General features: G+C 59.7%; 24 protein-coding genes. 15 read left to right on the top strand and 9 right to left on the bottom strand.

Annotated features, from left to right (window positions below):
* The first annotated feature begins 86 nt into the window (after positions 1-86).
* Genes P5689_RS09515 through P5689_RS09525 form a run of 3 tightly spaced genes read left to right on the top strand, consistent with a single transcriptional unit; the run spans position 87 to position 3,772 of the window.
* A complete protein-coding gene (locus P5689_RS09515) occupies positions 87-701 on the top strand; it encodes a sugar dehydrogenase complex small subunit (RefSeq protein ID WP_285532974.1) in 615 nt (204 codons plus the stop codon).
* The gene (locus P5689_RS09520; protein WP_023979634.1) at positions 701-2,311 is read left to right on the top strand and encodes a GMC family oxidoreductase; all 1,611 of its coding nucleotides are present in this window, start codon (positions 701-703) and stop codon (positions 2,309-2,311) included. Before P5689_RS09515 ends, P5689_RS09520 begins: the two co-directional genes overlap by 1 nt.
* A gap of 3 nt (positions 2,312-2,314) precedes the next feature.
* Positions 2,315-3,772 (top strand): c-type cytochrome, encoded by a 1,458-nt coding sequence (locus P5689_RS09525; RefSeq protein WP_081866706.1) that lies wholly within the window; start codon positions 2,315-2,317, stop codon positions 3,770-3,772.
* Positions 3,773-3,845: 73 nt separating this feature from the next.
* Here P5689_RS09525 and P5689_RS09530 read toward each other — a convergent pair whose 3' ends face one another.
* Positions 3,846-4,859: a LacI family DNA-binding transcriptional regulator gene (locus P5689_RS09530; RefSeq protein WP_023979636.1), complete on the bottom strand. Its 1,014-nt coding sequence runs from the start codon at positions 4,857-4,859 to the stop codon at positions 3,846-3,848.
* 158 nt (positions 4,860-5,017) lie between these two features.
* Between P5689_RS09530 and iolE the strand changes: the two genes are divergently transcribed.
* From iolE to P5689_RS09560, 6 genes are all read left to right on the top strand, one after another.
* A complete protein-coding gene (gene iolE, locus P5689_RS09535) occupies positions 5,018-5,983 on the top strand; it encodes a myo-inosose-2 dehydratase (RefSeq protein ID WP_285532977.1) in 966 nt (321 codons plus the stop codon).
* An 11-nt stretch (positions 5,984-5,994) separates the two neighbouring features.
* A complete protein-coding gene (locus tag P5689_RS09540) occupies positions 5,995-7,209 on the top strand; it encodes a Gfo/Idh/MocA family oxidoreductase (protein ID WP_285532978.1) in 1,215 nt (404 codons plus the stop codon).
* A 96-nt stretch (positions 7,210-7,305) separates the two neighbouring features.
* Positions 7,306-8,322, top strand: a complete 1,017-nt coding sequence (locus P5689_RS09545) for a Gfo/Idh/MocA family protein (protein ID WP_023979639.1) — start codon at positions 7,306-7,308, stop codon at positions 8,320-8,322.
* 22 nt (positions 8,323-8,344) lie between these two features.
* The gene (iolG, locus tag P5689_RS09550; protein WP_035443980.1) at positions 8,345-9,346 is read left to right on the top strand and encodes an inositol 2-dehydrogenase; all 1,002 of its coding nucleotides are present in this window, start codon (positions 8,345-8,347) and stop codon (positions 9,344-9,346) included.
* A 176-nt stretch (positions 9,347-9,522) separates the two neighbouring features.
* On the top strand, positions 9,523-9,876 hold the full coding sequence (locus tag P5689_RS09555; RefSeq protein ID WP_023979641.1) for a carboxymuconolactone decarboxylase family protein: 354 nt from the start codon (positions 9,523-9,525) through the stop codon (positions 9,874-9,876).
* The gene (locus P5689_RS09560; RefSeq protein ID WP_023979642.1) at positions 9,873-10,613 is read left to right on the top strand and encodes an SDR family oxidoreductase; all 741 of its coding nucleotides are present in this window, start codon (positions 9,873-9,875) and stop codon (positions 10,611-10,613) included. Before P5689_RS09555 ends, P5689_RS09560 begins: the two co-directional genes overlap by 4 nt.
* A gap of 15 nt (positions 10,614-10,628) precedes the next feature.
* Here P5689_RS09560 and P5689_RS09565 read toward each other — a convergent pair whose 3' ends face one another.
* Complete coding sequence (locus P5689_RS09565; protein WP_035443979.1) at positions 10,629-11,522, bottom strand: LysR family transcriptional regulator; 894 nt, start codon at positions 11,520-11,522, stop codon at positions 10,629-10,631.
* A 131-nt stretch (positions 11,523-11,653) separates the two neighbouring features.
* On the opposite strand from P5689_RS09565, the gene P5689_RS09570 reads away from it, so the two are divergent.
* Together P5689_RS09570 and P5689_RS09575 are read left to right on the top strand one after the other, a co-directional pair.
* Positions 11,654-12,049: a cupin domain-containing protein gene (locus tag P5689_RS09570; RefSeq protein WP_035443978.1), complete on the top strand. Its 396-nt coding sequence runs from the start codon at positions 11,654-11,656 to the stop codon at positions 12,047-12,049.
* A gap of 57 nt (positions 12,050-12,106) precedes the next feature.
* On the top strand, positions 12,107-13,090 hold the full coding sequence (locus tag P5689_RS09575) for an aldo/keto reductase (RefSeq protein ID WP_285532979.1): 984 nt from the start codon (positions 12,107-12,109) through the stop codon (positions 13,088-13,090).
* A 30-nt stretch (positions 13,091-13,120) separates the two neighbouring features.
* On the opposite strand, the gene P5689_RS09580 is transcribed toward P5689_RS09575, so the two are convergent.
* The gene (locus tag P5689_RS09580) at positions 13,121-13,513 is read right to left on the bottom strand and encodes a helix-turn-helix domain-containing protein (protein WP_285532980.1); all 393 of its coding nucleotides are present in this window, start codon (positions 13,511-13,513) and stop codon (positions 13,121-13,123) included.
* A 101-nt stretch (positions 13,514-13,614) separates the two neighbouring features.
* On the opposite strand from P5689_RS09580, the gene P5689_RS09585 reads away from it, so the two are divergent.
* Positions 13,615-14,679, top strand: coding sequence for an SDR family oxidoreductase (locus P5689_RS09585; protein ID WP_285532981.1), 1,065 nt, complete (start codon positions 13,615-13,617; stop codon positions 14,677-14,679).
* A gap of 41 nt (positions 14,680-14,720) precedes the next feature.
* Here the strand turns inward: P5689_RS09585 and P5689_RS09590 are convergent, their stop codons facing one another.
* Positions 14,721-15,923, bottom strand: coding sequence for a DUF1501 domain-containing protein (locus P5689_RS09590; RefSeq protein ID WP_285532982.1), 1,203 nt, complete (start codon positions 15,921-15,923; stop codon positions 14,721-14,723).
* Between the two features lie 3 nt (positions 15,924-15,926).
* The gene (locus tag P5689_RS09595; protein WP_285532983.1) at positions 15,927-17,249 is read right to left on the bottom strand and encodes a DUF1800 domain-containing protein; all 1,323 of its coding nucleotides are present in this window, start codon (positions 17,247-17,249) and stop codon (positions 15,927-15,929) included.
* A gap of 263 nt (positions 17,250-17,512) precedes the next feature.
* Between P5689_RS09595 and gmk the strand changes: the two genes are divergently transcribed.
* Together gmk and tcuC are read left to right on the top strand one after the other, a co-directional pair.
* Positions 17,513-18,151, top strand: a complete 639-nt coding sequence (gene gmk / locus P5689_RS09600) for a guanylate kinase (RefSeq protein WP_023979648.1) — start codon at positions 17,513-17,515, stop codon at positions 18,149-18,151.
* A gap of 168 nt (positions 18,152-18,319) precedes the next feature.
* Positions 18,320-19,606, top strand: a complete 1,287-nt coding sequence (gene tcuC / locus P5689_RS09605) for a tricarballylate/proton symporter TcuC (protein ID WP_285532985.1) — start codon at positions 18,320-18,322, stop codon at positions 19,604-19,606.
* Positions 19,607-19,676: 70 nt separating this feature from the next.
* On the opposite strand, the gene P5689_RS09610 is transcribed toward tcuC, so the two are convergent.
* Genes P5689_RS09610 through sdhC form a run of 4 tightly spaced genes read right to left on the bottom strand, consistent with a single transcriptional unit; the run spans position 19,677 to position 23,132 of the window.
* A complete protein-coding gene (locus tag P5689_RS09610; protein WP_023979649.1) occupies positions 19,677-20,456 on the bottom strand; it encodes a succinate dehydrogenase iron-sulfur subunit in 780 nt (259 codons plus the stop codon).
* 11 nt (positions 20,457-20,467) lie between these two features.
* The gene (gene sdhA / locus P5689_RS09615) at positions 20,468-22,270 is read right to left on the bottom strand and encodes a succinate dehydrogenase flavoprotein subunit (RefSeq protein WP_122038591.1); all 1,803 of its coding nucleotides are present in this window, start codon (positions 22,268-22,270) and stop codon (positions 20,468-20,470) included.
* Positions 22,270-22,674, bottom strand: a complete 405-nt coding sequence (gene sdhD, locus P5689_RS09620; RefSeq protein ID WP_023979651.1) for a succinate dehydrogenase, hydrophobic membrane anchor protein — start codon at positions 22,672-22,674, stop codon at positions 22,270-22,272. The genes sdhA and sdhD overlap by 1 nt, the downstream gene beginning before the upstream one ends.
* A complete protein-coding gene (gene sdhC / locus P5689_RS09625) occupies positions 22,671-23,132 on the bottom strand; it encodes a succinate dehydrogenase, cytochrome b556 subunit (protein WP_031241413.1) in 462 nt (153 codons plus the stop codon). Before sdhC ends, sdhD begins: the two co-directional genes overlap by 4 nt.
* 247 nt (positions 23,133-23,379) lie before the next feature.
* On the opposite strand from sdhC, the gene zapE reads away from it, so the two are divergent.
* Positions 23,380-24,504: a cell division protein ZapE gene (gene zapE, locus P5689_RS09630; RefSeq protein WP_023979653.1), complete on the top strand. Its 1,125-nt coding sequence runs from the start codon at positions 23,380-23,382 to the stop codon at positions 24,502-24,504.
* Positions 24,505-25,115 lie beyond the last annotated feature (611 nt).

Consider the following 25,115-nt stretch of genomic DNA (forward strand, 5'->3'; position numbering starts at 1 on the left):
CAGGTGTGACGGGACAACGGATCGATGCGCGGCGCCTGGGGTGCCTCAGTGCCGGTTTTCCGACGTGCCGGAGATGGGATGACGCTATGGGCGAGGCAACAAGACGCAGTATTTTGCGGTGCGGCATGGCGCTTGTTCCTGTGCTGGTGCTGTATGGCAAAGCTCGTTCCAGCCCGCTTGTCGGCAAGGCTGTTCCCTGTCCTGACGGGTTTCACGCGCTTTCTTTCACGCTTATAGGCCACGATGATCTGGATCCGGCATTGGCCAGGCAGGTGTGGTCCGGCCTCGTCATGCGCGACGGGGAGTTTCCGGGCCGCTATAGCGCCCTTGCGACAGCCCTGAGCAAGGCGGGCGTAAAAACCTGGCGTGACTACCAGCACTCCGAAGCCCGTGCACATGAAATGCTGCATGCTGTGGCTGTCGATATTGTGAGTGCCTGGTATCTGGGGCGTGTCGGCCCGATGCTGCCACGCGCCGAGACAGGTACGCCGGTATTCATCACCTATGAAGGGGCCCTGATGTGGCGCCCCACGATCGACGTGACAGTCATTCCCACCTACGCGCGTGGCGGCCCCGGATACTGGGCGGCCCCACCCCCCATTGAGGACAGGCAGCAGAAAGACCGGCAACAGCAGGGCGGGCTGCCGAATGGCCGTCCGGCGGGGGCGAGCGTCTCCCAGAGCAATGGATCAGAATTCTGATGGTACAGCATGATTATGACGCCGACGTGATTGTGGTCGGCTCGGGGGTGATCGGTAGTCTGGCGGCTCATCACCTCGCCCGTAATGGCAAGTCGGTCATTATTCTCGAAGCAGGCACCCGTGTACCACGCTGGAAGATCGTCGAGAGCTTTCGGGAATGCGGGAATGTGAGCACTGATGCCGGCAATCGCAATCAGCCTTATCCAAATGAGCCCTGGGCCCCGAGTTCATTTGTGCCGGGCTACATCACCAATCACGGCCCTGTCGATTATGTGCCTGGCATGTTGCGTATGGTCGGGGGAACCACATGGCATTGGGGAGGGGCATGCTGGCGCCTGCTTCCCAATGATTTCCGCCTGCAGACGCTCTACGGCGTGGGGCGCGACTGGCCGATATCGTATGACGATCTTGAGCCGTTCTATCATCAGGCCGAAATCGAGATGGGGGTCTCCGGCGATGATAATGCCGATTACAGCGGTAAGAGTGGCGCAGCGTTCCCTCCACGTCAGGCGCCGTTTCCGGTAAGGCCCCAGGCGCTCAGCTATTTCAGCCAGCGTTTTCGCGATCGTGTGGCCGTGGGAGGGTATCCATTCACCTATCAGCCCAATGGGCGCGCAACCGATCCGTATGACGATCGACCGGCGTGCGTCGGGAACAATAACTGCTCGCCGATCTGCCCGATAGGCTCTCAGTATAGCGGCGACCGCCACGCCACGAAGGCCGAACGTGCCGGGGCCAGACTTGTCAGCGATGCAACAGTCTATCGTCTGGAAAAGACGCCGGATGGTAAGCGCATTGCGGCGGTGCATTACTATACGCCTGCAAAGCAATCGATCCGTCTGACGGCCCGCCAGGTAATGGTTGCAGCCCATGCGCTGGAAACGCCGCGTCTCATGCTCCTGTCCGACGTCGGTAATTCCTCGGGCATGGTGGGTCGAAATCTGATGGATCATAACGCATTTTCTCTGGCGATGATCGCGGATGAACCCATGTGGTCGGGCCGCGGCCCGGTACAGCAGGGCGACGTACTCAAATGGCGCGATGGCGATTTCCGCCGTTTTCATGGCTGCATCCGTCACGAAGTCGGCAATTTCGTCGGTAATGTGCAGATCACCGAGCGCCTGCTGTCACAAGGGATTATCGGCCCGGAGCTTGACGAGAAAATAAGGCACATGGCGGCGCGCTGGGTTTTTATGGACTCCAATATCGAAATGCTGCCCGAGCCTGGCAACCGTATGACACTGAGTGCCAGCAAACGGGATTTCTATGGTCTGCCACTCATGGATATCTATTACGACGTCAATGATTATGCCCGGGCAGCCGGGGCCGTGATCAAAGACGATTATGCCCGCTTCCTCAGCCTGCTAGGTGGCGAGATTTTCGATCAGAATCTCACGACATGGGAAAACCGCGATCATCCGATGGGCACGGTAATCATGGGTAATGACCCGCGTAACTCTGTGGTGAATGCGGAGGGTCGCAGCCATGACCACGATAATCTTTTCATCGCCACGACAGGGATCATGCCGGCGGCGTCAGTGGTTAATCCGACCCTGACAGGTTGTGCCCTGTCCCTGCGCTCAGCCGCCATCATGCTGAAGGAGATCTGAGTCATGGCGGATTGTCAGTCCCGGCATGGGGCCGTGCGAGACAAATCCTTCAAAACGCTGCCCAGAAAACAGCGCCGGGCACGACAATGGCACTCTGGCGCCTTGATGATGCTTGGTGTTGCAATGATATGCCCCGCATTCAGCGCAGATCAGACAGTGCTCGATCGTGGTGCCTACCTGGCTCGTGCTGCGGATTGCGTTGCCTGCCACACCCGGCCTGGCGGGGCACCCTATGCAGGAGGATATGGTATCCAGACTCCTATGGGGGTGATCTATTCGAGTAATATCACACCATCGAAAACCCAGGGCATCGGGCGCTGGTCCGAGGCCGCGTTTGCGCGTGCTGTTCGCGGCGGTATTTCATCGAATGGTGTCTCTCTTTATCCGGCCATGCCCTATGATTCCTATGCGGCAATGACGGATCAGGATATTCACGCGCTCTATACGTATATGCAAACCGCCATTGAGCCCATCGAAGACGCGGCAGGGCCGGTCACGTCACTGCGTTTTCCCTATAATATTCGAGGGCTGATGCGGGTCTGGAACTGGCTGTATCTCGATCGTCGTGTCTTTGCCCGTCGGCAAGACGAGACGGAGGAACAGGCCAGGGGGCGTTATCTGGTCGAGGCTGTGGCTCATTGCGGAACCTGCCATACGCCGCGCAACTTCATGATGGCTGCGCGCACGGGCCATGCGCTCAGGGGGGCTCAGGTCGGGGGGTGGTATGCCCCCGATATCGCTGCCGGGCAGAATGCACCACTCGCATCATGGCGGGATCAGGACATCGAAACCTATCTACGTGACGGGCATGTCCGCAATAAAGGGGTGGCTGCAGGACCGATGGGCGAGGCGGTCGAGCATTCCCTGCGGTTCCTGACTCCTCAGGATCTCTCAGCGATCACGGCCTATCTGCGTACGCTGAAGCGCCCCTCAGTTCCAGAGGCGGCAATCCAGGGCATTTCTGCGTCTGCCATGGTCCCGGCCAATGTCTCGCATGAACGCCCCATTTACTCGATTGACTCACCTCAAGACCGTCAGACACGCGCGGCCGCTCGGAGCGAACGCGAAGCGTCTCCCGCCGCTTACGCGGATCGACGCAATTATCACGATATTTCAGGTGGTGCCGCGCTCTATATGGCTGCCTGCGCGGCATGTCATCAACTCGACGGGAGCGGGGCAGGTGATGATTATTATCCATCGCTCACGCAGAGCCGAGCCGTGTTATCCGACCGGCCCAATAATCTCGTCATGACCATTCTGGCCGGCGTGCATCGCCAGGGTGCTGAAGGCGTTGCCTTCATGCCGGCGTTTCGTCACGATCTCACCGATCATCAAATTGCCGCTCTCGTACACTTCATCACTGGCCGGTTTGCGGGGCGGGAGCAGACGCTGGACGATGCGACAATCAAGGCGTTACGGCGCTTTGATACGGAGAGTTTCCCGGCACGGTCACGTCCCTGACAACCAAAGGGTGATGATCCTGGCTTCCGAGAACAGGAAGAGGGGGCTCCAGCGGGCAGGTTCAGGGAGATGCTCAGACGGTCTCGCGCGTATGAACCGATAGCGGAATAATGGGGCCGTCGAGGGGGGTAGTGCAGCGCCCCAAATAGTGGCTGAGCGTGGAAAGTGCCGTGCGCGCCTCAAGCATGGGGTTCTGGTCGAGCACAATGTCGATCGTGCCTGAGCGCAGTAACGTGGCACGATGGGGTGTCAGTTCGTGGGTGATGAAAACCAGCCTGTCGGCCATGCCCTGTTTTTCGAGCAGGCGCGCAATGGCGTCGGCCCCGGTCGAGAAATGATAGATGCCTATGATATCCCTGTGTGCCTGTAGGAGTTCATGGATGACATCAGCAGCACGGTCATCATTTTCATGGCATTCTAGGGCTGGCGTGGCCTGAAGCGCATGATAGCGCTCGTCCAGCGCCTTCATAAAGCCGGCATAGCGTTGCTGATGCCCGATATAATGCATCGTCCCCGCAATGAGGGCCACGCGTCCCTCACGCGGGCCAAGCAGACGGCCCATCATGTCTGCGGCAATACGCCCGGCACGATAGTTGTCTGACCCGATATAGGCGAGCCGTTCCGGTGCCGTGATGTCCGAAGCGATGGTAATGATGGGCAGTTTCCCGCCTGCAATGGTAACAGCCTGACGAATGGCAGGATGATCGGGCAGGCACAGAATCAGACCATCATAGTCGCGTGACAGGCTGGCAATGAGCGTCGCTGCCCGCGCCGGATCCCCGATTGCGGCATGATGCTCGAAACAGGCAATGTTCTGTTCGCGATAGGCTGGCATGATCTGACGAAAGGCATCCTGCAAGGCCGCATGAAACGGATTGCCGGGTGGCTGTGTGACAACGGCAATACGCGCCAGTCGCGCGTGGAGGGCAACAAGCTTGCGCCCGTCTCCCAGCTCCCGTGCGGCCTTGAGCACCACGCGTTCCTTATCGAGTCGTACGCCGCCACGCCCGTTGATGACACGATCGACCGTCGCAGTCGAAACCCCTGAATAGCGGGCGATATCCTGAATAGTGGCACGCTGGGACATGGATTCTCCAACGAGAATGTGATGGTGATTATGTGATTTATCTCACATTCATGATGCGAACACATCAAATCTCTGCGTGTCGCCTCAGCCTGCGCGCCCTAGCCTGAATGCATCAATCGCTGCTTTCCATGACGGGCCACGGCGAATGACCACCCGTCATGGAATGGCGGATCATCAAGGGATGGATCATGGGACCGACAGACAGAATTACGGGGCTGCCGCGAGGTGTGAGGCTGGGATGCAGCCCACTCTCCTGGACCAATGACGTGCTTGAGGATCTGGGTGACGACACGCCGCTGGACCGATGCCTGAGCGAGATCGCCGCCGCCGGGTATGAGGGAACGGAGCTGGGGCGGAAATATCCGCGAAATGCCGAGGATCTTGCCCCTATGCTCGCCGCCCATGATCTGTCTCTGGCGTCGGGCTGGTATTCTGGGCGTCTCGCAGAGCGTTCGGTGGAGGAAGAAATCGAGGACGTCGCAAGCCATGTGCAGCTTCTGCGTGCGATGTCCTGCAAGGTGATGGTCTATGGCGAATGCGGTGCCATGACGCCCTCTCCCGCACCGCTGGATGAGCCCATGTCACGGCGTATGGTGCTGACGCGCGACGCCATGAGAGCCTATGCCACGCGCCTCAGTGCTTTCGATGCATGGCTGCGTACGCGCTACGGCATCAGGTTGGCCTATCACCATCATCTCATGATGGTGGCCGAGAATTTTCAGGAGATCTGCCAGATCTTCGATGCCCTCTCCAGCGATGTAGGCCTGCTGCTCGACACGGGTCACGCCATGGCCGCCGGGTTTGATTATCAACGGCTGATCGACCGTTATGGCGATCGCATCTGTCATATCCATCTGAAAGACGTGCGCCCCGCCATACTGGAGCGCGTGCGCGGGCAGGATATGAGCTTCAATGCCGCCGTGCGTGCGGGGATGTTCACTGTGCCGGGCGATGGCTGCATCGATTTCACCCCTCTGGCCGGTTTCGTGCGCCAAAGCGGCTATCAGGGCTGGATGGTGGTCGAAGCGGAGCAGGACCCTGTCATGGCACCGCCTCTGGCCGCAGTAAAGCGCGGGCGCGACGTGATCGAGGCCTGTTTCACCCACGCTCTGACGACCGTTTGAGGAATGCCGACATGACCCAAAAGTATCTCAATATCGGACTGATCGGTTCGGGCTTCATGGGGCAGGCTCATGCGGATGCCTATCGGCGTGCCGCCATGCTGTATCGCGATCTTCCAGCGCTCCCCCGTTTGTCCATGCTGGCCGATGCAACACCGGAACTGGCTGAAAAAGCGGCGCGTCGTTTCGGTTTTGAACGCTCGACAGGAGACTGGCGTATTCTCGTCAACGATCCTGCAATCGATGTGGTAGATATCACCTCGCCCAACCTGTTTCACAAGGAAATGGCACTGGCGGCCATTGCTGCGGGCAAGCATGTCTATTGCGAAAAGCCACTCGCTCTGAGTGCTGAAGATGCCGCAGAGATGACGCGCGCTGCCGAAAAGGCAGGCGTCAAAACCATGGTGGCGTTCAACAACGTCAAGACCCCCGCAGCCCTCTATGCCAAGCAGATCATCGCGCGTGGCGATATCGGACGACCCACGCGGTTTCGTGCCTGGTTCGATCAGGGATTTTATAACGATCCGTCTTTGCCTTTTTCATGGCGTCTCAAGCGTGCCGAAGCCGGATCTGGCGCATTGGGCGATCTCGGCTCGCATGTCATCGCTGTTGGTCAGTACCTCATGGGCGATGTGACAGCTACGATTGCCCAAAGCCAGACGGCTTTCAAACAAAGGCCGGTCCCCGACGGGGGGTCCGGTTATGGTGCCACTGTCGGTAAGGACGCCATCTGGGCAGATGTCGAAAATGAAGACCAGATTCAGGCACTGGTCCAGTTCGCAAACGGCGCAGGTGGTACGATAGAAGCCTCGCGCATTGCGGCAGGCAAGATTTTCGGTGTGTACTGGGAGGTTTCAGGCACTGAAGGCACACTCATCATGGATGGGGAGCGCTTCAACGAGCTCAAGCTCTTCCGTTTCGGTGACGACAAGGCGGATCGTGGTTTTCGCACGCTGCTCGTCGGGAGTCAGGTGCCGCAGTTTTCTGCCTTTTTCGGCTTCGATTTCGGCGGAGGCGGACTGGGATATTTCGATGTGAAAGTCATCGAAGTGCACGACCTCATCACGGGCATCATGTCCAATGGGGATTGTTTTCCGTCATTCGGTTTCGGCCTGCGCAATCAGCAGATCATGGATGCGATGGAGGCATCGCTTCAGACGAGACGGTGGGAGACACTGCCGCACGGCGAGTGCCTTGTCCGGGCTTCGCCAGACCTGTCAGCCGGATAACGGTTGCAGGGAAATCATATCGTCTCATGTGCGGGGTGACATCGGATTTTCGTGCTCCCCCGCCTTTATGCTCCCTCTTTTACTAGGAAGACACGGATGACGTTTCCTTCCCGCCTGCCTGACGCAGATCGTCTCGATCCTGCATCGGTGCCCTCATTACGATGGGGTGTGGTCGGACCTGGCTGGATTGCCGAGCGGTTCGTGCGTTCGGTGCAGCGGTTTACCCGACAGAAAATCGTCGGTATTGAATCCCGTAATGGCGACCGTGCAGCGGCTTTCGCACGGCAATTCGATATTCCCCATGCATTCGATGGCGCCATGAGCGCTCATCCGGAAATCGACGCGCTTTATATCGCCACGCCCCATCCGTTTCATGCAGCAATGGCCAGACATGGGCTGGAAGCGGGCAAGCCCGTACTGGTGGAAAAGCCGATCTGTGTTTCGGCGGAGGAAACGGCGGATCTCATTGAATGCGCCAGAAAACACGACGTTTTTCTGATGGAGGCATACTGGACGGATTTTCTGCCCAAGTTTTCCGTGCTGCGCAAAACACTGGCCGATGGCCTTATTGGTGACATCACGACCGTTCTGGCCGATCACGGCGAATTCTTTCCTCCCGATCATCGTATCATGCGTGCCGATCTCGGCGGTGGTCCGATGCTCGATCTGGGAACCTATGTCGTGGGTCTCGCAACAGGCGTTCTGGGGCGCCCGGATCATGTAGTGGCGCAGTCCGTTCCGGCGGCAAGCGGCGTGGATGGCCAGACCGGTATGGTGCTGCACTACGAGAGCGGGGCACAGGCCGTACTTCATACGACGCTTCTGTCGCATACGCCGTGTGAAGCCACGATTGGCGGGCGTCGTGGCATGATTACCCTGCCGGGAAAATTCTATACGCCCGGGCCTTTCACGGTCACTGCCAATGATCTGAAAACGCGTCTGGTCTTCGAAGAGCCCTGCTCCTCCTATGACGGGCTGCATTATCAGGCCGAGCATATGGCCTGGTGTATCGGTCAGGGGCTCAGAGAGTCGCCGATCAGGCCGCTCTCTGCTTCTTTCATGGCCATGGAAACCATGGACCGTGTCCGTATTGCCGGTCGCGAGACACGGTGACAGCCATTTCTGGAGAGATATCATGACACGTCTCGCTCTATTCGGCGCAGGTCGTATCGGTCAGGTGCATGCCCGCAATCTCATGACCATGCCCGATATGAAGCTTGTCGCTATCGCCGATCCGGTTGCGTCTCCAGCGCGTGAAGACCTGCTGACGCGCAGTCAGGCGCGCCTTGATGATGCGGAGTCGATTTTTTCGGATCCTGACATCGACGCCTATCTCATTGCCAGCCCGACCGACACACACGCGTCCCTGCTGCGCCGGGCGGCTGGCACAGGTAAGCCGGTTTTCTGCGAAAAGCCGATCAGTCTGGACTTCAGACAGGTCGTGGATGTGGCGGAAGCGTTTTCCCGTACAAACACACGAATCATGCTGGGTTTTCAGCGTCGTTATGACCCCGATTTCATGCAGGTCAGAGAGGAAATCCGCTCGGGACGTTCGGGAAAGGTGCAGCATATCGTCATGCATACGCGCGATCCGTCACCGCCGCCTGTGAGCTACGTCAAATCCTCAGGCGGGTTGTTTCGCGATCAGGCGATCCATGATTTCGATATGACGCGTTTTCTTCTGGGTGAGGAAATCACGAGTGTTTTCGCTACCGGAAACTGTCTGATCGCACCCGAAATCGGCGAGGCTGGCGATATCGATACCGCCATGATGACGCTGCGCTCGGAAAGCGGGTCTCTGGTCCAGATGATCAACGCCCGTTATGCGGCGTTCGGCTACGATCAACGCCTTGAAGCTGTTTGCGCGGAGCGGGTTTTCTATGTGGCCAATCACCCCGCCCATCATCTTGTCAGTGCCGATGCGCGTGGTTTCACGTCTTCTGGCCCCATGAGCGATTTCATCGCGCGTTTTGCGCAGGCCTATCGTGCGGAGATGGAGGCGTTTCGTGACATGATTGTGCAAGGCCGCCCACCGCTTGCCACGTTGTGTGATGGTGTGGAAGCGCAGAGATTGGCAGAGGCCGCAGCGCTCTCGCTGCAAACCGGCAGGCCTGTCGATGTCGCATCTGTCCGGTAAAAGCGCATAAGACTCTGCTGAAAATGCCCCCGAACCAACCCCGATAATATCCCGGAATACATTCGTTTCATGAATGCTGCATATAGGTCCTAGAATAATTCATGCTCTAATCCTGCATCGCATTCAGGGGCTAGTCTTCTCGCCAGACAGAATGAAAAGCGAGGAGAGCCCTGAATATGGCCGAGCTTGATCAGACATCCCTGCATTCCACGACAGCGCGAAAGGCTTTCGGCGATATCGCCCCCGATCTCGCACGCTATACCGATCGCGTCCTTTTTGACGATGTGTGGGCCCGTCCCGGGCTGACGCCGCGCGATCGCTGCATGGTTACCATTACCTGCCTGATTGCGCTTTATCGCGGCAATGAGCTGGGATTTCACCTGCGCAAGGCGCTCGATACCGGCGTGACCGAGAGCGAAATCATCGAGATCATCACGCATCTGGCCTTTTACTCCGGCTGGCCCACGGCCTCGACGGCGCTTGGCATTGCACGACAGGTCTTTGAGGACAAAAAGGAGACGACACGATGAACCAGCCGGTTTCAGGAAAAGTGGTGGTTATCACCGGGGCGAGCAGCGGGCTGGGCGAGGCAGTCGCGCGCCGTCTTGCTGCAGAAGGGGCCAAAATCGTTCTGGGGGCTCGGCGTCTCGACAGGCTTGAAGCCCTGGCGGATTCCCTTTCCATCGGGCGTGATGCTGTCAAGAAAACCGATGTCAGCCGCAGCGCCGAAGTGCAGGCTCTGGTCGATCACGCCATCGCGCTGCATGGGCGTGTGGATGTGCTGATCAACAATGCCGGACTGATGCCCCATTCGCCGCTTGAAAAGCGCCGCATCGAGGATTGGGATCGCATGATCGATGTCAATCTCAAGGGCACGCTTTATGGCATCGCCGCTGTTCTGCCGCAGATGCAGAAGCAGAAGAGCGGCCATATCATCAATGTGTCTTCAGTGGCGGGGCATAAGGTCGGGCCGGGCGGGGCGGTCTATTCCGCCACCAAATCGGCGGTGCGTGTTGTTTCCGAAGGGCTGAGGCAGGAGGTCAAACCCTATAATATCCGCACCACCATCATCTCCCCCGGTGCGTTGGCGACAGAGCTGACAGACAGCATCACCGATCCGGATACGGCGAAATCGATGAAGGCATTCTACCAGAATTACGCCATTCCGCCGGAATCCTTTGCGGAATGTGTGGTGTTTGCCATGAGCCAGCCCGAGGCGGTGGATATCAACGAAATCCTGTTCCGTCCGACCGCTCAGGAATACTGAGCGAAAGGCGTTGTTTCAGGCCCGATACCGCAAGGCCTCGACAAGCAGTCGAAAGGCTGCCGAAGTATTGCGGCGGCTCGGGTAATAGAGATGGTAGCCGGGGAAGGGGGGGCACCAATCCTCCAGCACGCGAACAAGCCGCCCGGCGGCCACATCATCAAGGATCTGATCCTCCATGACGCAGGCAAGGCCAAACCCGTCTCGAGCAGCTTCGAGCAGCATGGGAGCATTGTTGAATGTCAGGGGCCCCTCGGGGCGAACACGCAGGCTGCGTCGCCCTTTTTCCAGCTCCCAGGCGTAGATTGCCCCCGAGCTGGCCATGCGCAGTTTCAGGCATTGATGCTGCGACAGATCCTGCGGCAGCCGGGGAGGCGCCTGATGCGCGAAATAAACAGGGGCGCCCACGACGGCCATGCGCAACGGTGGCCCGATCGGCACCGCAATCATGTCACGTGCGATGGTTTCTTCCAGCCGCACGCCCGCATCGAAGCGCTCGGCCACGATGTCGGTCAGGCCTGAATCGATGGCGAGTTCGACCTGTATCTCCGGGTAGTCGGGCAGCAGGCGCCGCAATGCGGGCCAGATCAGGATTCGGGCGGCATGGTCGGAGGTCGTGAGCCGGATCGTGCCTGAGGGGCGCTCGGACAATTCACTGATGGCAGCGATTTCGTCGCTGATACTGTCAAGCGCAGGGACAAGGGTCTGGAGTAACCTTTCACCGGCGAGGGTGGCCGAGACCCGTCGCGTGGTGCGTGTCAGTAGCCGCACGCCAAGGCGGGTTTCAAGCCGTCTGACCGTATGGCTGAGTGCCGATTGCGACGTGCCAAGCCTTGCCGCCGCACGCGTAAAGCTCTGCTCTTCCGCTACGGCCAGAAAGGCGTTCAGATCGACCAGATCATCGCGTTTCATTCATGAAAATCCAACATAGGTACGTGCCGATTATACGCGCTAATCGTTTGCGCAGGATAATGGTTTTATGACTCATCGCCCCGTCGCGCCCGCAAGGCGGCTGATCCGGGGATTTCGGGAAAGGGATCACCATGCAGATCACACGTTCAGGCAGCACAGCCTCTGCGCAGGGAAATGACGCCTGGTTTACCGGCAGGGTGCGTGTGGACGCGCCTTTTTCGGGAAGTGGTGCACTGGCTTGTGCAACGGTCACTTTCGAGCCCGGTGCCCGTACGGCCTGGCATACGCACCCCAAGGGACAGACCATTCTGGTGCTTTCCGGGCTGGGCTGGGTGCAGCGCGACGGCGGCGCGATAGAGGAAGTGCGTCCCGGCGATATCGTGTTTTTCGAGCCCGATGAGAAACACTGGCACGGTGCCTCGGCGCTATGCGCGATGAGCCATGTCGCGATTACCGAGAGCGTCGAGGGTGTTTCCACCCGATGGCTGGATAAGGTGAGCGACGAACAATACCGCCGCGCCGATTGAGGTTGAGGGCTGAACAGGTCCCCACACACATCATTATCATCGGAAAGAGACCGGAACATGGAAAAGCGGGTTTTGGGAAAAAGCGGACTCGAGGTTTCTGCCCTTGGTCTGGGGTGCATGGGGCTGAGTTTCGGTTATGGTCCCGCCGAAGATCATGAGAGCGCCATCACCTTCCTGCGCGGTGCCTATGAGCGCGGGGTCACGTTTTTCGACACCGCCGAGGCTTATGGCCCCGGCACCAATGAGAGCCTGCTGGGCGAGGCGCTCGCGCCTTTCCGCAAGGATGTGGTGATTGCCACGAAATTCGGCTTTCGCAATGGCCGGCCGGGCGATGGGCTCGACAGTCATCCGGCTCGCATCCGTCAGGTTGCCGAGGACGCGCTCAGGCGCCTGCGTACCGATGTGATCGATCTGTTCTATCAGCATCGTGTCGATCCTGATGTGCCGATGGAGGATGTAGCTGGGACGGTCAAGGAACTCATATGGGAGGGTAAAATCCGCCATTTCGGCCTGTCTGAAGCGGGTGCGGCGTCCATTCGCAAGGCTCACGCGGTGCAGCCAGTCGCTGCCCTGCAAAGCGAATATTCGCTCTGGTGGCGCGAGCCCGAACAGGAAATCCTGCCGCTGCTGGAAGAACTTGGCATCGGGTTCGTCCCTTTCAGCCCGCTGGGCAAGGGCTTCCTGACGGGCAAGATCGACACGAGCACACAGTTCAGCGATCAGGATTTCCGCAAGATTGTGCCACGTTTTGCTCCGGAGGCGTTGCAGGCCAATAAGGCGCTGGTCACGCAGCTTGAAGCCATTGCGGCGCAGCGTCAGGCCACCCCGGCGCAGATTGCGCTTGCCTGGCTTCTGGCCCGCAAACCCTGGATCGTACCCATTCCCGGTACGCGTCGCCTGTCGCGTCTGGAGGAAAATCTTGGCGGCGCGACACTGGCACTTGGCTCCGATGAATTGCAGGCGATCGACGAGGCGCTGACGCAGATCGACGTTGTGGGTGAACGTTATCCCGCCAGCATGAAAGCGCTCGTGGGACGCTGATCACTCGGATGCGGATCACTCGGGCGCTGGTCAGTCGGGTTGCTGGCCAAGTTGCTGCAGGAGATCCGCATGACGGACACCCCAGCAATAAAGCATTTCCAGCGGTTCGATAAAGCGCTGGCCAAGCGCGGTCAGCCTGTATTCCACATTGGGTGGCATGGTCTGGATTACGACCCGTTCGACCAGACCGGCCGTCTGAAGATCGCGTAGCGTCTGGGTCATCATCTTTTTCGACAAGCCGGGCAGGTTGCGTTGCAGGGCGCCGGGGCGGGCTGACCCCCCGGACATGTGCAGGGCATGCAGGATCATGGTCACCCATTTGCCTGAAAACAGCTTGAGCAGGCGTCGTGGGGCGCAATCCTCGGCAAACGGGGCCTGACGGTAGCCTGCCAGCAGATCAGGAGACGGGGTGGGGTCGGTCATGGAGCCCTTCAGGTAACCAGGGCACAAAAAGGTGCCGGATTGTGTTTTTTATTCCCTCGCCCCAGCTTCGCAAAGACAGGAACGACGCTGGAGAATTTCTGATGACCCATACTGCCCTCATCATCGGTGCGACCGGTCTGGTCGGGCAAAATCTTGCCAATCGTCTGGTGGCCGAAGGCTGGACCGTTTATGGCCTTGCCCGTCGTGTCGAGGCGCTTCCCGCCACGGTGTTGCCGGTCAAGGCCGACACGCTCGACCCGCAGGGGCTGAAGGCGGCGCTGGCAGATATCGCGCCAAGCCATGTGTTCTTCACCACGTGGACGCGACGCGAAACCGAGCGTGAAAACTGCATCGCCAATGCCGCCATGCTACGCAATGTGTTTGAGGCGCTCCCCAGGCCGGAAGCCCTTGTCCATGCAGCGCTTGTTACCGGGCTCAAGCATTATCTCGGGCCATTCGACGCCTACGCCAAAGGCGCACCACCGGTCACCCCTTTCCGCGAAAGCATGGGGCGACTGGATGTCGAGAATTTCTATTACGCGCAGGAAGACGTGCTGTTTGAGGCATCGCGCAGCCTCAACTTCACGTGGTCGGTGCATCGCCCTCATACGGTAATCGGCTTTGCCATTGGCAATCTGATGAATATGGGCACCACGCTCGCCGTCTATGCCTCGCTGTGCCGCGAGACGGGGATGCCCTTCGTGTTTCCCGGCTCCCCGACCCAGTGGAACGCGCTCACCGATGTCACGGATGCAAGGCAGCTTGCGAGCCAGATTCACTGGGCCTCGACAAACCCGGCCGGGCGTAACCAGGCTTTCAATGTGGTCAATGGCGACGTGTTTCGCTGGTCGAGCCTGTGGGGTGAGCTGGCCAACTGGTTTGGCATCGAGGCGGCGCCCTATCCCGGTGAGGCAACGTCGCTCGAAGCCCTGATGAGCGGCAAGGAGGATGTATGGTCGGCGCTCGCCCAAAAGCATGATCTGGTTGAGCCCGACCTGACCCGTCTGGCCTCGCCGTGGCATACGGATGCAGATCTGGGCCGCCCGGTGGAATGTGTGACCGACATGACGAAAAGCCGTCTATTCGGCTTTACAGGGTATCACGATACACGGCGTTCCTTTGCCGATCTGTTTACCCTGCTGCAGGCGCGAAAACTCATCCCCTGAGACTGGCTGTTGCACCGGGGCAATTCAGCCCCGGCATATTGCTAGGCTACAAGGCCTGTCATCAGATCGGGTGTGCCATCGGGAAAAACCTGTGCGAGCGCTGTGCGTGGCAGGTGCATATGAGCACACAGAATTCCGGCTATGACACTGCGCAGATCGGTTGTCGGTGCGAGATCGCGGTTTTCAAAAAGCTGCCCGGGGCGCAATCCCGGCCATGTTCCGGCGACACGTCCGCCACGCACAGCGCCGCCCGCCAGAAAGGCCACGGCCCCCGTGCCGTGATCGGTCCCGCCCGTGCCATTCATGCGGGCGGTTCGGCCGAATTCGGTCATGGCCAGCACCACTGTGCGTGACCAGGATGCGCCCAGATTGTTTCTCAGGGTTGTCATTCCCTGATCGAGCCGGGCAAGCGGGGCCTTGAGCGCCCCGATCTGGCCCGCATGGGTGTCCCATCCGCCTATTTCCAGGGCGGCGACACGTGGCCCGTCGTCGCGTGACATCATGAGCCCTGCTGCCGAGGCCAGACGTGTGAAACCATCCTCCTTGCGTCCGACCTGCATGGCGCCCTGCGCCAGGGCATTGCCTGAAAAACCACGGGTCAGAAGGCCGTCGTGAAAGGCCGGGCCGGTCAGCCTGTCATGCTCGTTCAGCTTTGCAATCTGGCGGTAAAGCTCGTTTGTGGGATGCTGGCTGCCCGCCGGGGCATAGCTGCCGATGCGGGCGGGACCGCGCAATAACAGGGGCACATCGAGCCCAAGCGACAGACCCAGCCCCTCGGGGTGCTGCCTCTGCCCCGGCAGGAAGGAAACGGCACGATTGAGCCAACCACTGGAGAGGCGATGATCCGCCCCGCTTTCAAGATAATCCTGGGCGTCAAAATGAGAGCGCGTGCGATAGGGGGCGGCAACGGCATGGACTGGAAGCATCTGACCGGCACCATAGAGTTCGTGCAGCCCCGTCAGGGCAGGATGCAGCCCGAATGTACCACCCAGATCGAGCAATCCCTTATCCTGCCCCGGTTCAGGCAGGACAAGCGCCTTGCGCAGCGCAGCGAGCCCGGGGTCGCCATAGGGGGTGACAGCCGCCATGCCATCGAGCGCACCGCGAAGCAGGATCACGACCAGTCGCGCATCCTGAGCCTGACCGGACGAGACGGCGGATGGCGCCGCAAAAGCAAGGGAGGAACGACCGAGAGACCAGCTCGCGGCCAGACCGAGAAGGGCAGAACGACGACGGAGCATCATGGGTCAGCGCCTCTGGAACTCGGGCGAAGAGAAAAGCAGGGTGAAAGCATCGCGCCGTGACCCGGCATGTTGCATGGCCAGATTTGTGGCGGGGCGTAGCAGGGGGCCTAATGCGACCTGAGCCACGGTCTCGGGGTTCTGTTCGGTCAGCCTGCCAGCAAAACGATAGGCCCAGTCGGCTCGGGCCATCATATCGGCAGGGGCCGACCAGTCCGGGGCAAGGTCGCTCCACCCGTTGGGCATGGGGGCATTCCAGACCGGCTGACCCATCGCGGCACAGGCGGCCGCCAGTATCATGGCAGGGGCGTGAGGGTCGTCCGGGTTGCTCGTATCCGCGCTGGTCAGAGCCGGTATCGTTCCCGTGGCGCGCAGGGCGGCGGCTGCATATTCCATGGGTGTACGCAGTTTGCTGCCGTGCGGTGTTGCTCCTGCCAGATCGACAAGGGCCCGGGTCGCATCCTGCAGATTGCCGCCACTGCGCTGTAACGCTGTCATGATGGGGGCGATCTGGGCAGGTGTCGGGGTGTCGGTCAGGAAATGCCGGGCGAGTTGCGTGGCGATATGCTTGTACGTTGAGGGATGTGTACTCAGAAATTGCAGGGCCGCAACGCCGCCCGCCTCGCCCTCGGGGAAAAGCTGGCCGAGCAGCGTCTTGCTACCCGGTTGGTGGGCGCGGCGATTGAAGCGGAATCCCGGTGCCTCGGCTTTCATGTCCACGCCCCAGCCGGTCAGGATTGCCGCGAAATTCGTGACGTCGTTCTGTGTGTAGCCAGAGGCAGGCGAGAGCGTGTGCAACTCCAGACATTCCCGCGCCAGATTTTCATTCAGGCCGCGATGCTGCTTCAGGCCGGCGGGACTGTCCGGTCCGATCGAGGCGACATTGTCGAGATACATCAGCATGGCCGGATGACGCATGACGGCAGTCAGCATATCGACGAAGCGTGCGGTCACATGCGGGCGTATGGCCTCGCGCATATAGGCCCCGATGACCGCTTTCGTACGATCCTGCCTCTGGCTGACCGTGAAGTGATTGAACCAGAACCACACCAGCCTCTCGCGAAAGGGCTGCACACCATCGAGCACAGCCTCGAGCTGGGCGGCTATCTCCGCTTGCAGAATAGGTTTGACCAATGGGTTGCCACGCAGTTTTTCCTGTCGCTGCGTACGCAGTGCCACCAGACCATCGGCGCTCGTGCCAAGGGAACCCCAGGACCGGCTTTGCGGGCCTTCAAGCTGCGCCATCAGCCATTGACGCCCTGAATCAGGCGTTGGGGCATCGGGGCAAGCACCCCAGCCAAAGCGGTTTTCCATATCGACAACCTGCATGATCTCTCCTGACGAGGACCGGGATGCGTGGTGACCGGAATGCATTTTGATTGTGTCGAACTGTGTAGGCGCTTTGTGGCGTAAAAACAGCTGTTTTGTAACGATGACGCTCATAGTGGATGACGGGGAGGGGCGGCCCTGAACGCCAGACGAAAGGCCGCGCTCTGTCCACGGCGCGGGGGGACCTATGCTCCCATGTTTTCAAATCCTGCCCGAACGGCTATGGCTCAGCACGAGTGATGACGTGGGACTGGAGGTGTGACATGACGACCATAGCAAGACGTGGCGTCTGCCTCGTGATTTCGGCACCCTCCGGCGCAGGGAAATCGACCATCGCCAATGCGCTGCGCGCGGGTGATTCCAGCCTTGCCCATTCCGTATCGGTCACCACGCGTGCCCCGCGTCCCGGCGAGAAAGAGGGCATACATTACCATTTTCGCAGCATGGACCAGTTTCGCGACATGGCCGCGAAAGGGGAATTGCTGGAATGGGCCGAGGTGTTCGGTCGCGGTTACGGCACACCCCGTGCGCCCGTCGAGGCCGCGCTCGCCAGCGGGCGGGACATGGTGTTCGATATTGACTGGCAGGGGCACAGGCTCCTGCGCGCGGCGCTGCCGGACGACGTAGTAAGCCTTTTCGTGCTCCCCCCCTCGATGAAGGAGCTCGATCGCCGCCTGCGCTCGCGGGCTTCGGATGCGGAATCCGAAATCGACAAGCGCATGGGCGCGGCTCTGGCCGAAATTTCGCACTGGAGCGAATTCGATCATGTGATCGTCAATGCCGAACTAGATCGCGCCGTGCGGGAGGCACAGTCGATTCTGGTCGCAGCGAGGCTTAAAACGAAGCGTCAGCACGGCCTGGCTGATCTTATGAAGGAATACGAGGCGAACAAGCCCGGCTGAGGGCCGGGTGCGCGTGGTGATAACTGCCCTGTACTGGCAGTATACCTGCACTTTGCCTGCATCATTTCGCATGATGCCTGTTTGTCGTTAGGATGGATTTCATCCTGCCGGTCGGAACCCCCAGCCTGGCAGATCTGACATTCATCACGACAGAAGCGAACCCGCATCATGACAAACGAGCCGTCCTCACGCCGTCGTCTTGCCAAGGCCGTAGGCCAGGTCGCGAGCGGCAACATGCTCGAAATGTACGATTTCATGGTGTTCGGCTATTACGCGCTCGATATCGGCAACGCATTTTTTCCATCGGCCGATGGGCAGACCCAGATGATGGCCTCCTTTGCGACATTTGGCGCAGGATTTGTGATGCGCCCTCTGGGCGCGCTCGTGCTTGGCGCCTATGTTGATCGTATCGGGCGGCGCAAGGGGCTTATCCTCACGCTCACCCTCATGGCCATTGGCACCATGACCCTGGCCCTGACGCCCAGTTACAAGAGGATCGGTATTCTCGCGCCGCTTCTGGTGTTGCTCGGGCGGCTGATCCAGGGGTTTTCCGCCGGGGTCGAGGTGGGATCGAGTTCTGTCTATCTGTCCGAAATCGCCACGGAGAAAAATCGCGGTTTTATCGTGGCTTTCCAGTCTGCCTCCATTCAGCTCGCCGTCGTGCTGGCCGCGGCAATCGGATTTGGCCTGACATCCCTGCTGGGCGGTCCGGTCATGTCGGCTTGGGGGTGGCGTATTCCGCTCGCGCTGGGCTGTATGATCGTGCCTGTGCTCATATTCCTGCGGCGCAATCTGCAGGAAACCGAGGCTTTTTCCTCTCAGGCCACGCATCCCGGCATTTGGGAGATTGCGGTGTCTTTGGTCCGTAACTGGTATGTGGGGCTGATTGGTATCCTGACCGGTGTGATGAGCACGGTCTCGTTTTATGTAATCACCGCCTATTGCCCTGCTTTTGGTACGCGCGTGCTGCATCTGGGGCGACAGGATGCGCTGCTGGTCACACTTTGCGCGGGGCTCGCCAATCTGGTTCTGGTCCCTGTTTTCGGGCTGGTTTCTGACAGGATCGGGCGCAAGAAGCTGCTGATTGGCGCCACAACGCTCGTGTTGTGTCTGGCATGGCCGATGATGAAATGGTTGGTGGCTGCGCCGAGCTTCGGCAGGTTGCTCAGTGTCGAGCTGGCTTTGGCGATACTCTACAGTGCCTATAACGGGGCCGCCATCGTCTGGCTGACCGAGATCGTACCGCCGCGTATACGCACGACGGGTTTCTCCCTGGCCTACAGTCTAGCCACCTGCATCGGCGGGTTTAGCCCGGTCGTATGCACTTGGCTGATCTTGCAGACCCAGGACAGGGCCATGCCTGCATTGTGGCTTTCTGCGGCGGCGGCGTGTGGGTTGCTCGCTGCCATTGTGTCGCGGCCCTATGTCGAACGTAGCCCGCGCCAAGTCGGATAAACGTTTGGAGATAAAAAAGGCCAGGAGAGTATCCCGGCCTTTTCTTTTCTGATCTGCAAGGGTGTCGAGCCTATTCCCGCTCGACCTGCAATTTCTTGATATTGGCGATGGCCTTGGCCGGGTTCAGACCCTTGGGGCAGGTCTGGGTGCAGTTCATGATGGTGCGGCAGCCATAGAGCTTCATGGAATCATCCAGCGCTTCCAATCGCTCGCCCGTATGGTCGTCGCGGCTGTCCATGATCCAGCGATTGGCGGCCAGCAGAGTGGCTGGCCCGAGATAGCGGTCGCCATTCCACCAATAGGACGGGCAGGACGTGCTGCAGCAGAAGCACAGGATGCACTCCCACATGCCATCCAGCTTTTCGCGCTCTTCCACGCTTTGCAGGCGTTCGGTATCGGGCGGCGGCGGGGTGTCGCTTTTCAGCCAGGGCTGAATGGATTCAAGCTGGGCATAAGCGCCGTTCAGGTTGGGCACCAGATCCTTCACCACCGGCATATGCGGCAGCGGATTGATCTTGACCGTGCCCTTGATCGAGCTGATGGGCTTGAGACAGGCCAGCGTGTTTTCGCCATCGATGTTCATGGCGCAGGACCCGCAGATCCCCTCGCGGCAGGAGCGGCGGAAGGTCAGCGTCGCGTCGATATGGTCCTTGATATAGAGCAGGGCATCGAGAACCATCGGCCCGACCTTGTCGAGATCCAGCTCGTAGCTGTCGAGGCTCGGATTGGACTCGTCATCGGGCGACCAGCGATAGACCTGAAACGTGGCCTTGCGCTTGGCTTCGGCAGGCGCCGGATAGAATTTGCCGGGGCGGGTCGTGCTGTTTTTGGGCAGGCGGAGTTCAACCATGGTGAGGCTCCTCAGTAAACACGTTTCTTGGGCGGGAAGACCTCGACATCATTGGTCAGGGTCTGCATCCGCACCGGCCGGTAGAGCAGGCTCACCGCACCATCCTTATCGAGATAGGAGACGGTATGTTTCATCCAGTGCTCGTCATCGCGTTCGGGATAATCGTCATGGGCATGGGCGCCACGCGTTTCGTGGCGTGCATGGGCACTTTCGATCGTCACCGTCGCATTGGCGAGCAAATTCGCGAATTCCAGGGCTTCCATCAGATCGCTGTTCCAGATCAGCGAGCGATCGGCCAGCCCCATATGCTGCGCGTCTTTCCAGAGCTCCCGGATTTTCTCGCATCCGTCAGCGAGGGATTTCGTGTTACGGAACACGGCTGCATGACTCTGCATGATGCGCTGAAGGCGCTCACGCAGTTCCGCCACGGTGAACTTGCCCGAAGCCTCGCGGGTCTGGTCGAACTTGGCCAGAATGGCCTCGCCCGCCTCCTTGGGCAGTGGCGGTACCGGCACGCTGGGATCGATGATCTCGGCAGCACGCTTGCCAGCCGCACGACCGAACACGATCAGGTCAAGCAGTGAGTTCGTTCCCAGACGGTTGGCTCCATGCACGGAAACGCAGGCGGCTTCACCGACCGCCATTAGTCCGGGCACGACAGCTTCGAGATTGTCCTTGGTGGGGCGCAGGACCTCGCCGTGCAGATTGGTCGGTACACCGCCCATATTGTAATGGACTGTGGGCAGCACCGGAGCGGGCTCCTTGGTCACGTCCACCCCGGCGAAAATGCGCGCGGTTTCAGAGATGCCGGGCAGACGCTGGTGCAGCAATTCCGGGCCGAGATGCTCCAGATGCAGCATGATATGGTCCTTTTTGGGACCACAGCCACGGCCTTCATTGATCTCGATGGTCATGGCGCGTGACACGACATCGCGCGAGGCCAGATCCTTGGCGGTGGGCGCGTAGCGCTCCATGAAGCGCTCGCCCTCGGAATTGGTCAGATAACCGCCTTCACCGCGGCAGCCTTCCGTGAGCAGACAGCCCGCAGGGAAAATACCGGTGGGGTGAAACTGCACGAATTCCATGTCCTGTGTCGGCACACCGGCGCGCATGGCCAGACCGCCACCGTCGCCCGTGCAGGAATGGGCCGAGGTGCAGCTCTGGAAGGCGCGCCCGTAACCACCGGTTGCGAGCACGACCATCTTGGCGCTGAAGCGATGGATGGAGCCGTCATCGAGGCACCAGGCCACGATGCCGCGACATGCCCCATCGTCATCCATAATCAGGTCGAGCACGTAATACTCGACATAGAAATCGACGCGATGCTTGAGGCATTGCTGATACAGCGTGTGCAGGATGGCGTGGCCCGTACGGTCGGCAGCGGCGCAGGCGCGGGCCACAGGGGCCTTGCCGTATTCGCTCATATGGCCGCCAAACGGACGCTGATAGATCTTGCCGTCTTCCGTACGCGAGAAGGGAACGCCGAAATGTTCCAGCTCCATCACGGCGCTTTCGGCCTCGCGGCACATGAACTCGATGGCGTCCTGATCGCCCAGCCAGTCCGAACCCTTGACGGTGTCGTACATATGCCAGCGCCAGTTATCCTCGGACATATTGCCAAGTGAGGCACCAATCCCACCCTGGGCGGCCACGGTATGGCTGCGTGTGGGGAAGACCTTGGTCACGCAGGCTGTGCGCAGGCCACCGGCCCCCATGCCCAGCGTGGCACGCAGGCCCGAGCCGCCCGCACCCACGACCACCACGTCATAGGCGTGATCGACAATTCGGTATTTTCTGACGGATTCCGCGCTCATTATTTTGCCTCCGTCGTGCGGGTCATGAGGATACGGGCGAGCGAGGCGCAACCGAGCGCCACGAAAAGAAGCGTGCTCAGGCGGATCACCAGACGCAGCCCGAAGCGCCGCCAGCCACGCGAATAATCGGAGGCCACGACTTCCAGTCCGAGCTGGGCATGGCGGCCTGTCAGGGCAATCAGCAACCCAAGCGGGGCAGCATTCTGCACGCGACCTGCCCAGGCCAGAATGGCAGCGCGGTCACGTCCGGCCAGACGCAGGATCTGGGCGACACCCCATATGGAAAGCGGGCCGAGCAGTACGGCCGAGATACGCTCAGCCGTCCAGTGCTCGGCCCCGTCGGCCATGCCGCCAAGCCCCTTTGCACGCGCCAGAGGCGTGCGCATGTCGGAAGAACGATTCATGCTTTTGTTCCCTTGTTGCGCAGCCGGGAGAGGACGACAAAGGCTGTGACAAGCGCAACCGAGAGTCCGGCCGTGGCAAAGACCGAACGCCGCCCGTCCTCGTCGATTTCCTTTTTCTCGAAGCGTGCGCCGCTATCCCAGATCAGATGGCGGATGCTGGCGACGAAATGGTATAGTGTGGCGACGCCCCAGCCGAGAAACACCAGCCGGCCCAGAGGATGCGTTGCCACGCGCTGGGCGCGTGCAAAGGCGCGTGGGCCCTGTGCTAGGGCAGCAAGCCACGCCACAGCCAGACCGGCACCGAGGGACGAGGCGACACCCGATATGCGATTGCCGATCGAGAGCGCCATGGAGAGGCGGAAACGATAGATATCCAGATGCGGCGACATGGGCCGTCTGATGGGCCGCCCCTCTGTGTCGGTGCCGTGATAGAACGCTTCACGTCCGTCGGAAGCCATGGCGATACCTCTGAATTCTGTGTTCGGGCTGGGCGATACATTACCCACATAGTCTCATTCAGATGGTTCGTCATGTGCATATTGATGTGAGAATCGGCACTGATTTTGTCTTGTATGTTACGGATTTGGCCCGTTTTTTCCGATATTGCGCCTCACCAATGCGTGACATTTCACAAGGGGCGCGTTCTGTTCGTTGGCGTGTTAGGAGGGGGGCACAAACCGGTAATGCGCGACAAGAGAGAGTTCGATGTCTGACGTGAGTTTCGCCCCGCTTTCCTCGACGACCAGCACGGTATTTGGCACATATCAACGTCTTGTCGATCAGAAGCAGATCGAGGCCGATGCCGCGCAGCGGGAAGCCGCACTTGCTCTGGACCGGCTCGCGCAGGCGCTCCTGGCGCGCGAAGGAGCAAAACCGGGGCTGTTCTCCCGTCTTGCCAGACGCAAGCCGGAGCCGATCCGAGGGCTTTATCTTGTCGGGCAGGTGGGGCGGGGTAAGACCATGCTCATGGATCTGTTCTGCCGCGAGGTCGGTCTCACCAAAAAGCGGCGTATCCATTTTCATGTGTTCATGCAGGAGGTGCTTCGCGCCCTGCACAAGGGGCAGAGCCGGGCCGAGCGCCGTGAGGACCCGGTGCACGAGCTGGCGGACCGGATTCATGAACAATATGAGCTGCTCTGCTTCGACGAATTCCAGATCAACGATATGTCCGACGCTGTGCTTGTCCTGCGTCTGCTCGACCGGGTCATGGCATTGGGGACCGTGGTTGTCGCGACATCCAACACAGCCCCTGTCGACCTGATGAAGCATCAGGTCCAGAACCGCGCGACCATGCGGCCCTATCTAGAGGCCTTTGCAGGCTGCATGACGGTAATGACGCTGGACTCTGCCCGCGATTATCGTCGGGGACGCGAGATCGATGCGCAGAGATGGCTTGTTCCGAATTCGGAAGAAAACCGTGCGCATCTGCGACAGCGCTTTGAAACCCTGACCGATACCCGCGCCGAACCCGGTTCTGTGGCCATTGGATCGCGTCAGATAAGCGTCCCAGCATGCAGTGGTGACGTGGCGTGGTTTACCTTCGAGGCCTTGTGCGGCGAGGCGCTTGGGCCAGCCGATTATCTGGCTATTGTGGGCAGATTTCGCACGCTTTTCATCGAGGGGATCCCCGCCCTTGTGCCGGATCAGTTTGATAAGGCGCGGCGTTTCATCACGCTGGTTGATGTCATGTATGAAAACCACACGGTATTATTTGCCAGTGCCGCCGCAGAGCCAGAGGCGCTGTACCAGACCGGTGAAAATGCAAAGGCGTTCGAGCGGACAGCTTCGCGCCTGGATGAAATGCGGTCGAGTGGGTGGGTAGGCGCGTAAGTCTCTCTATGCCCTGGTCTGATAGGGGGGGGCAGGGCATCCCGATCAGTTTGTTCTATCCCAACGGGATCACTGCTCTGGATCGTCCGCCCTGCGGGCGCATCCAGCTCAGGTCCGGTGCTGTTGATAGCCCGTGACCGATCGCAAGAAATCAAGCCGCTGCTATCGGAAGGGGAGATCATCCGATTTACCGCAGTAAAGCATGAGGTTTTCGAGCTTGGGGTGCCATGCCGTGTAGGGGGTGATGAGTAAAACAATCCGATAAATACAACATAACCGAAATTTTTGTAGAAGTCATGTTGGAATTATATTTATGATGCGATATATCGACTCATCATGATGCGGTAATCAGTAATAAAAAAGTGAAAGAGGCCCCCATGCAGATCTATAGGGAATTCTCTGATGATCTTCATACTAGTATTTTTGGCCCCACTTATTGGAACTACGTCTCGATTTATGCCGCCGTCTCCGATGATGCGCGTGTCGTTTTCGACGGGTGTGACGACTCAATTCCTGCGCCATCGACAGGGAGCGCCAACAATCCAACCTACCTCAGGGGAAAATTCGCGATATACATCGATCCGTCTGCATGTTTGAAGACAACAATAACG

The organism is Asaia sp. HumB (assembly GCF_030263835.1).
Classification (GTDB): Bacteria; Pseudomonadota; Alphaproteobacteria; order Acetobacterales; family Acetobacteraceae; genus Asaia; species Asaia bogorensis.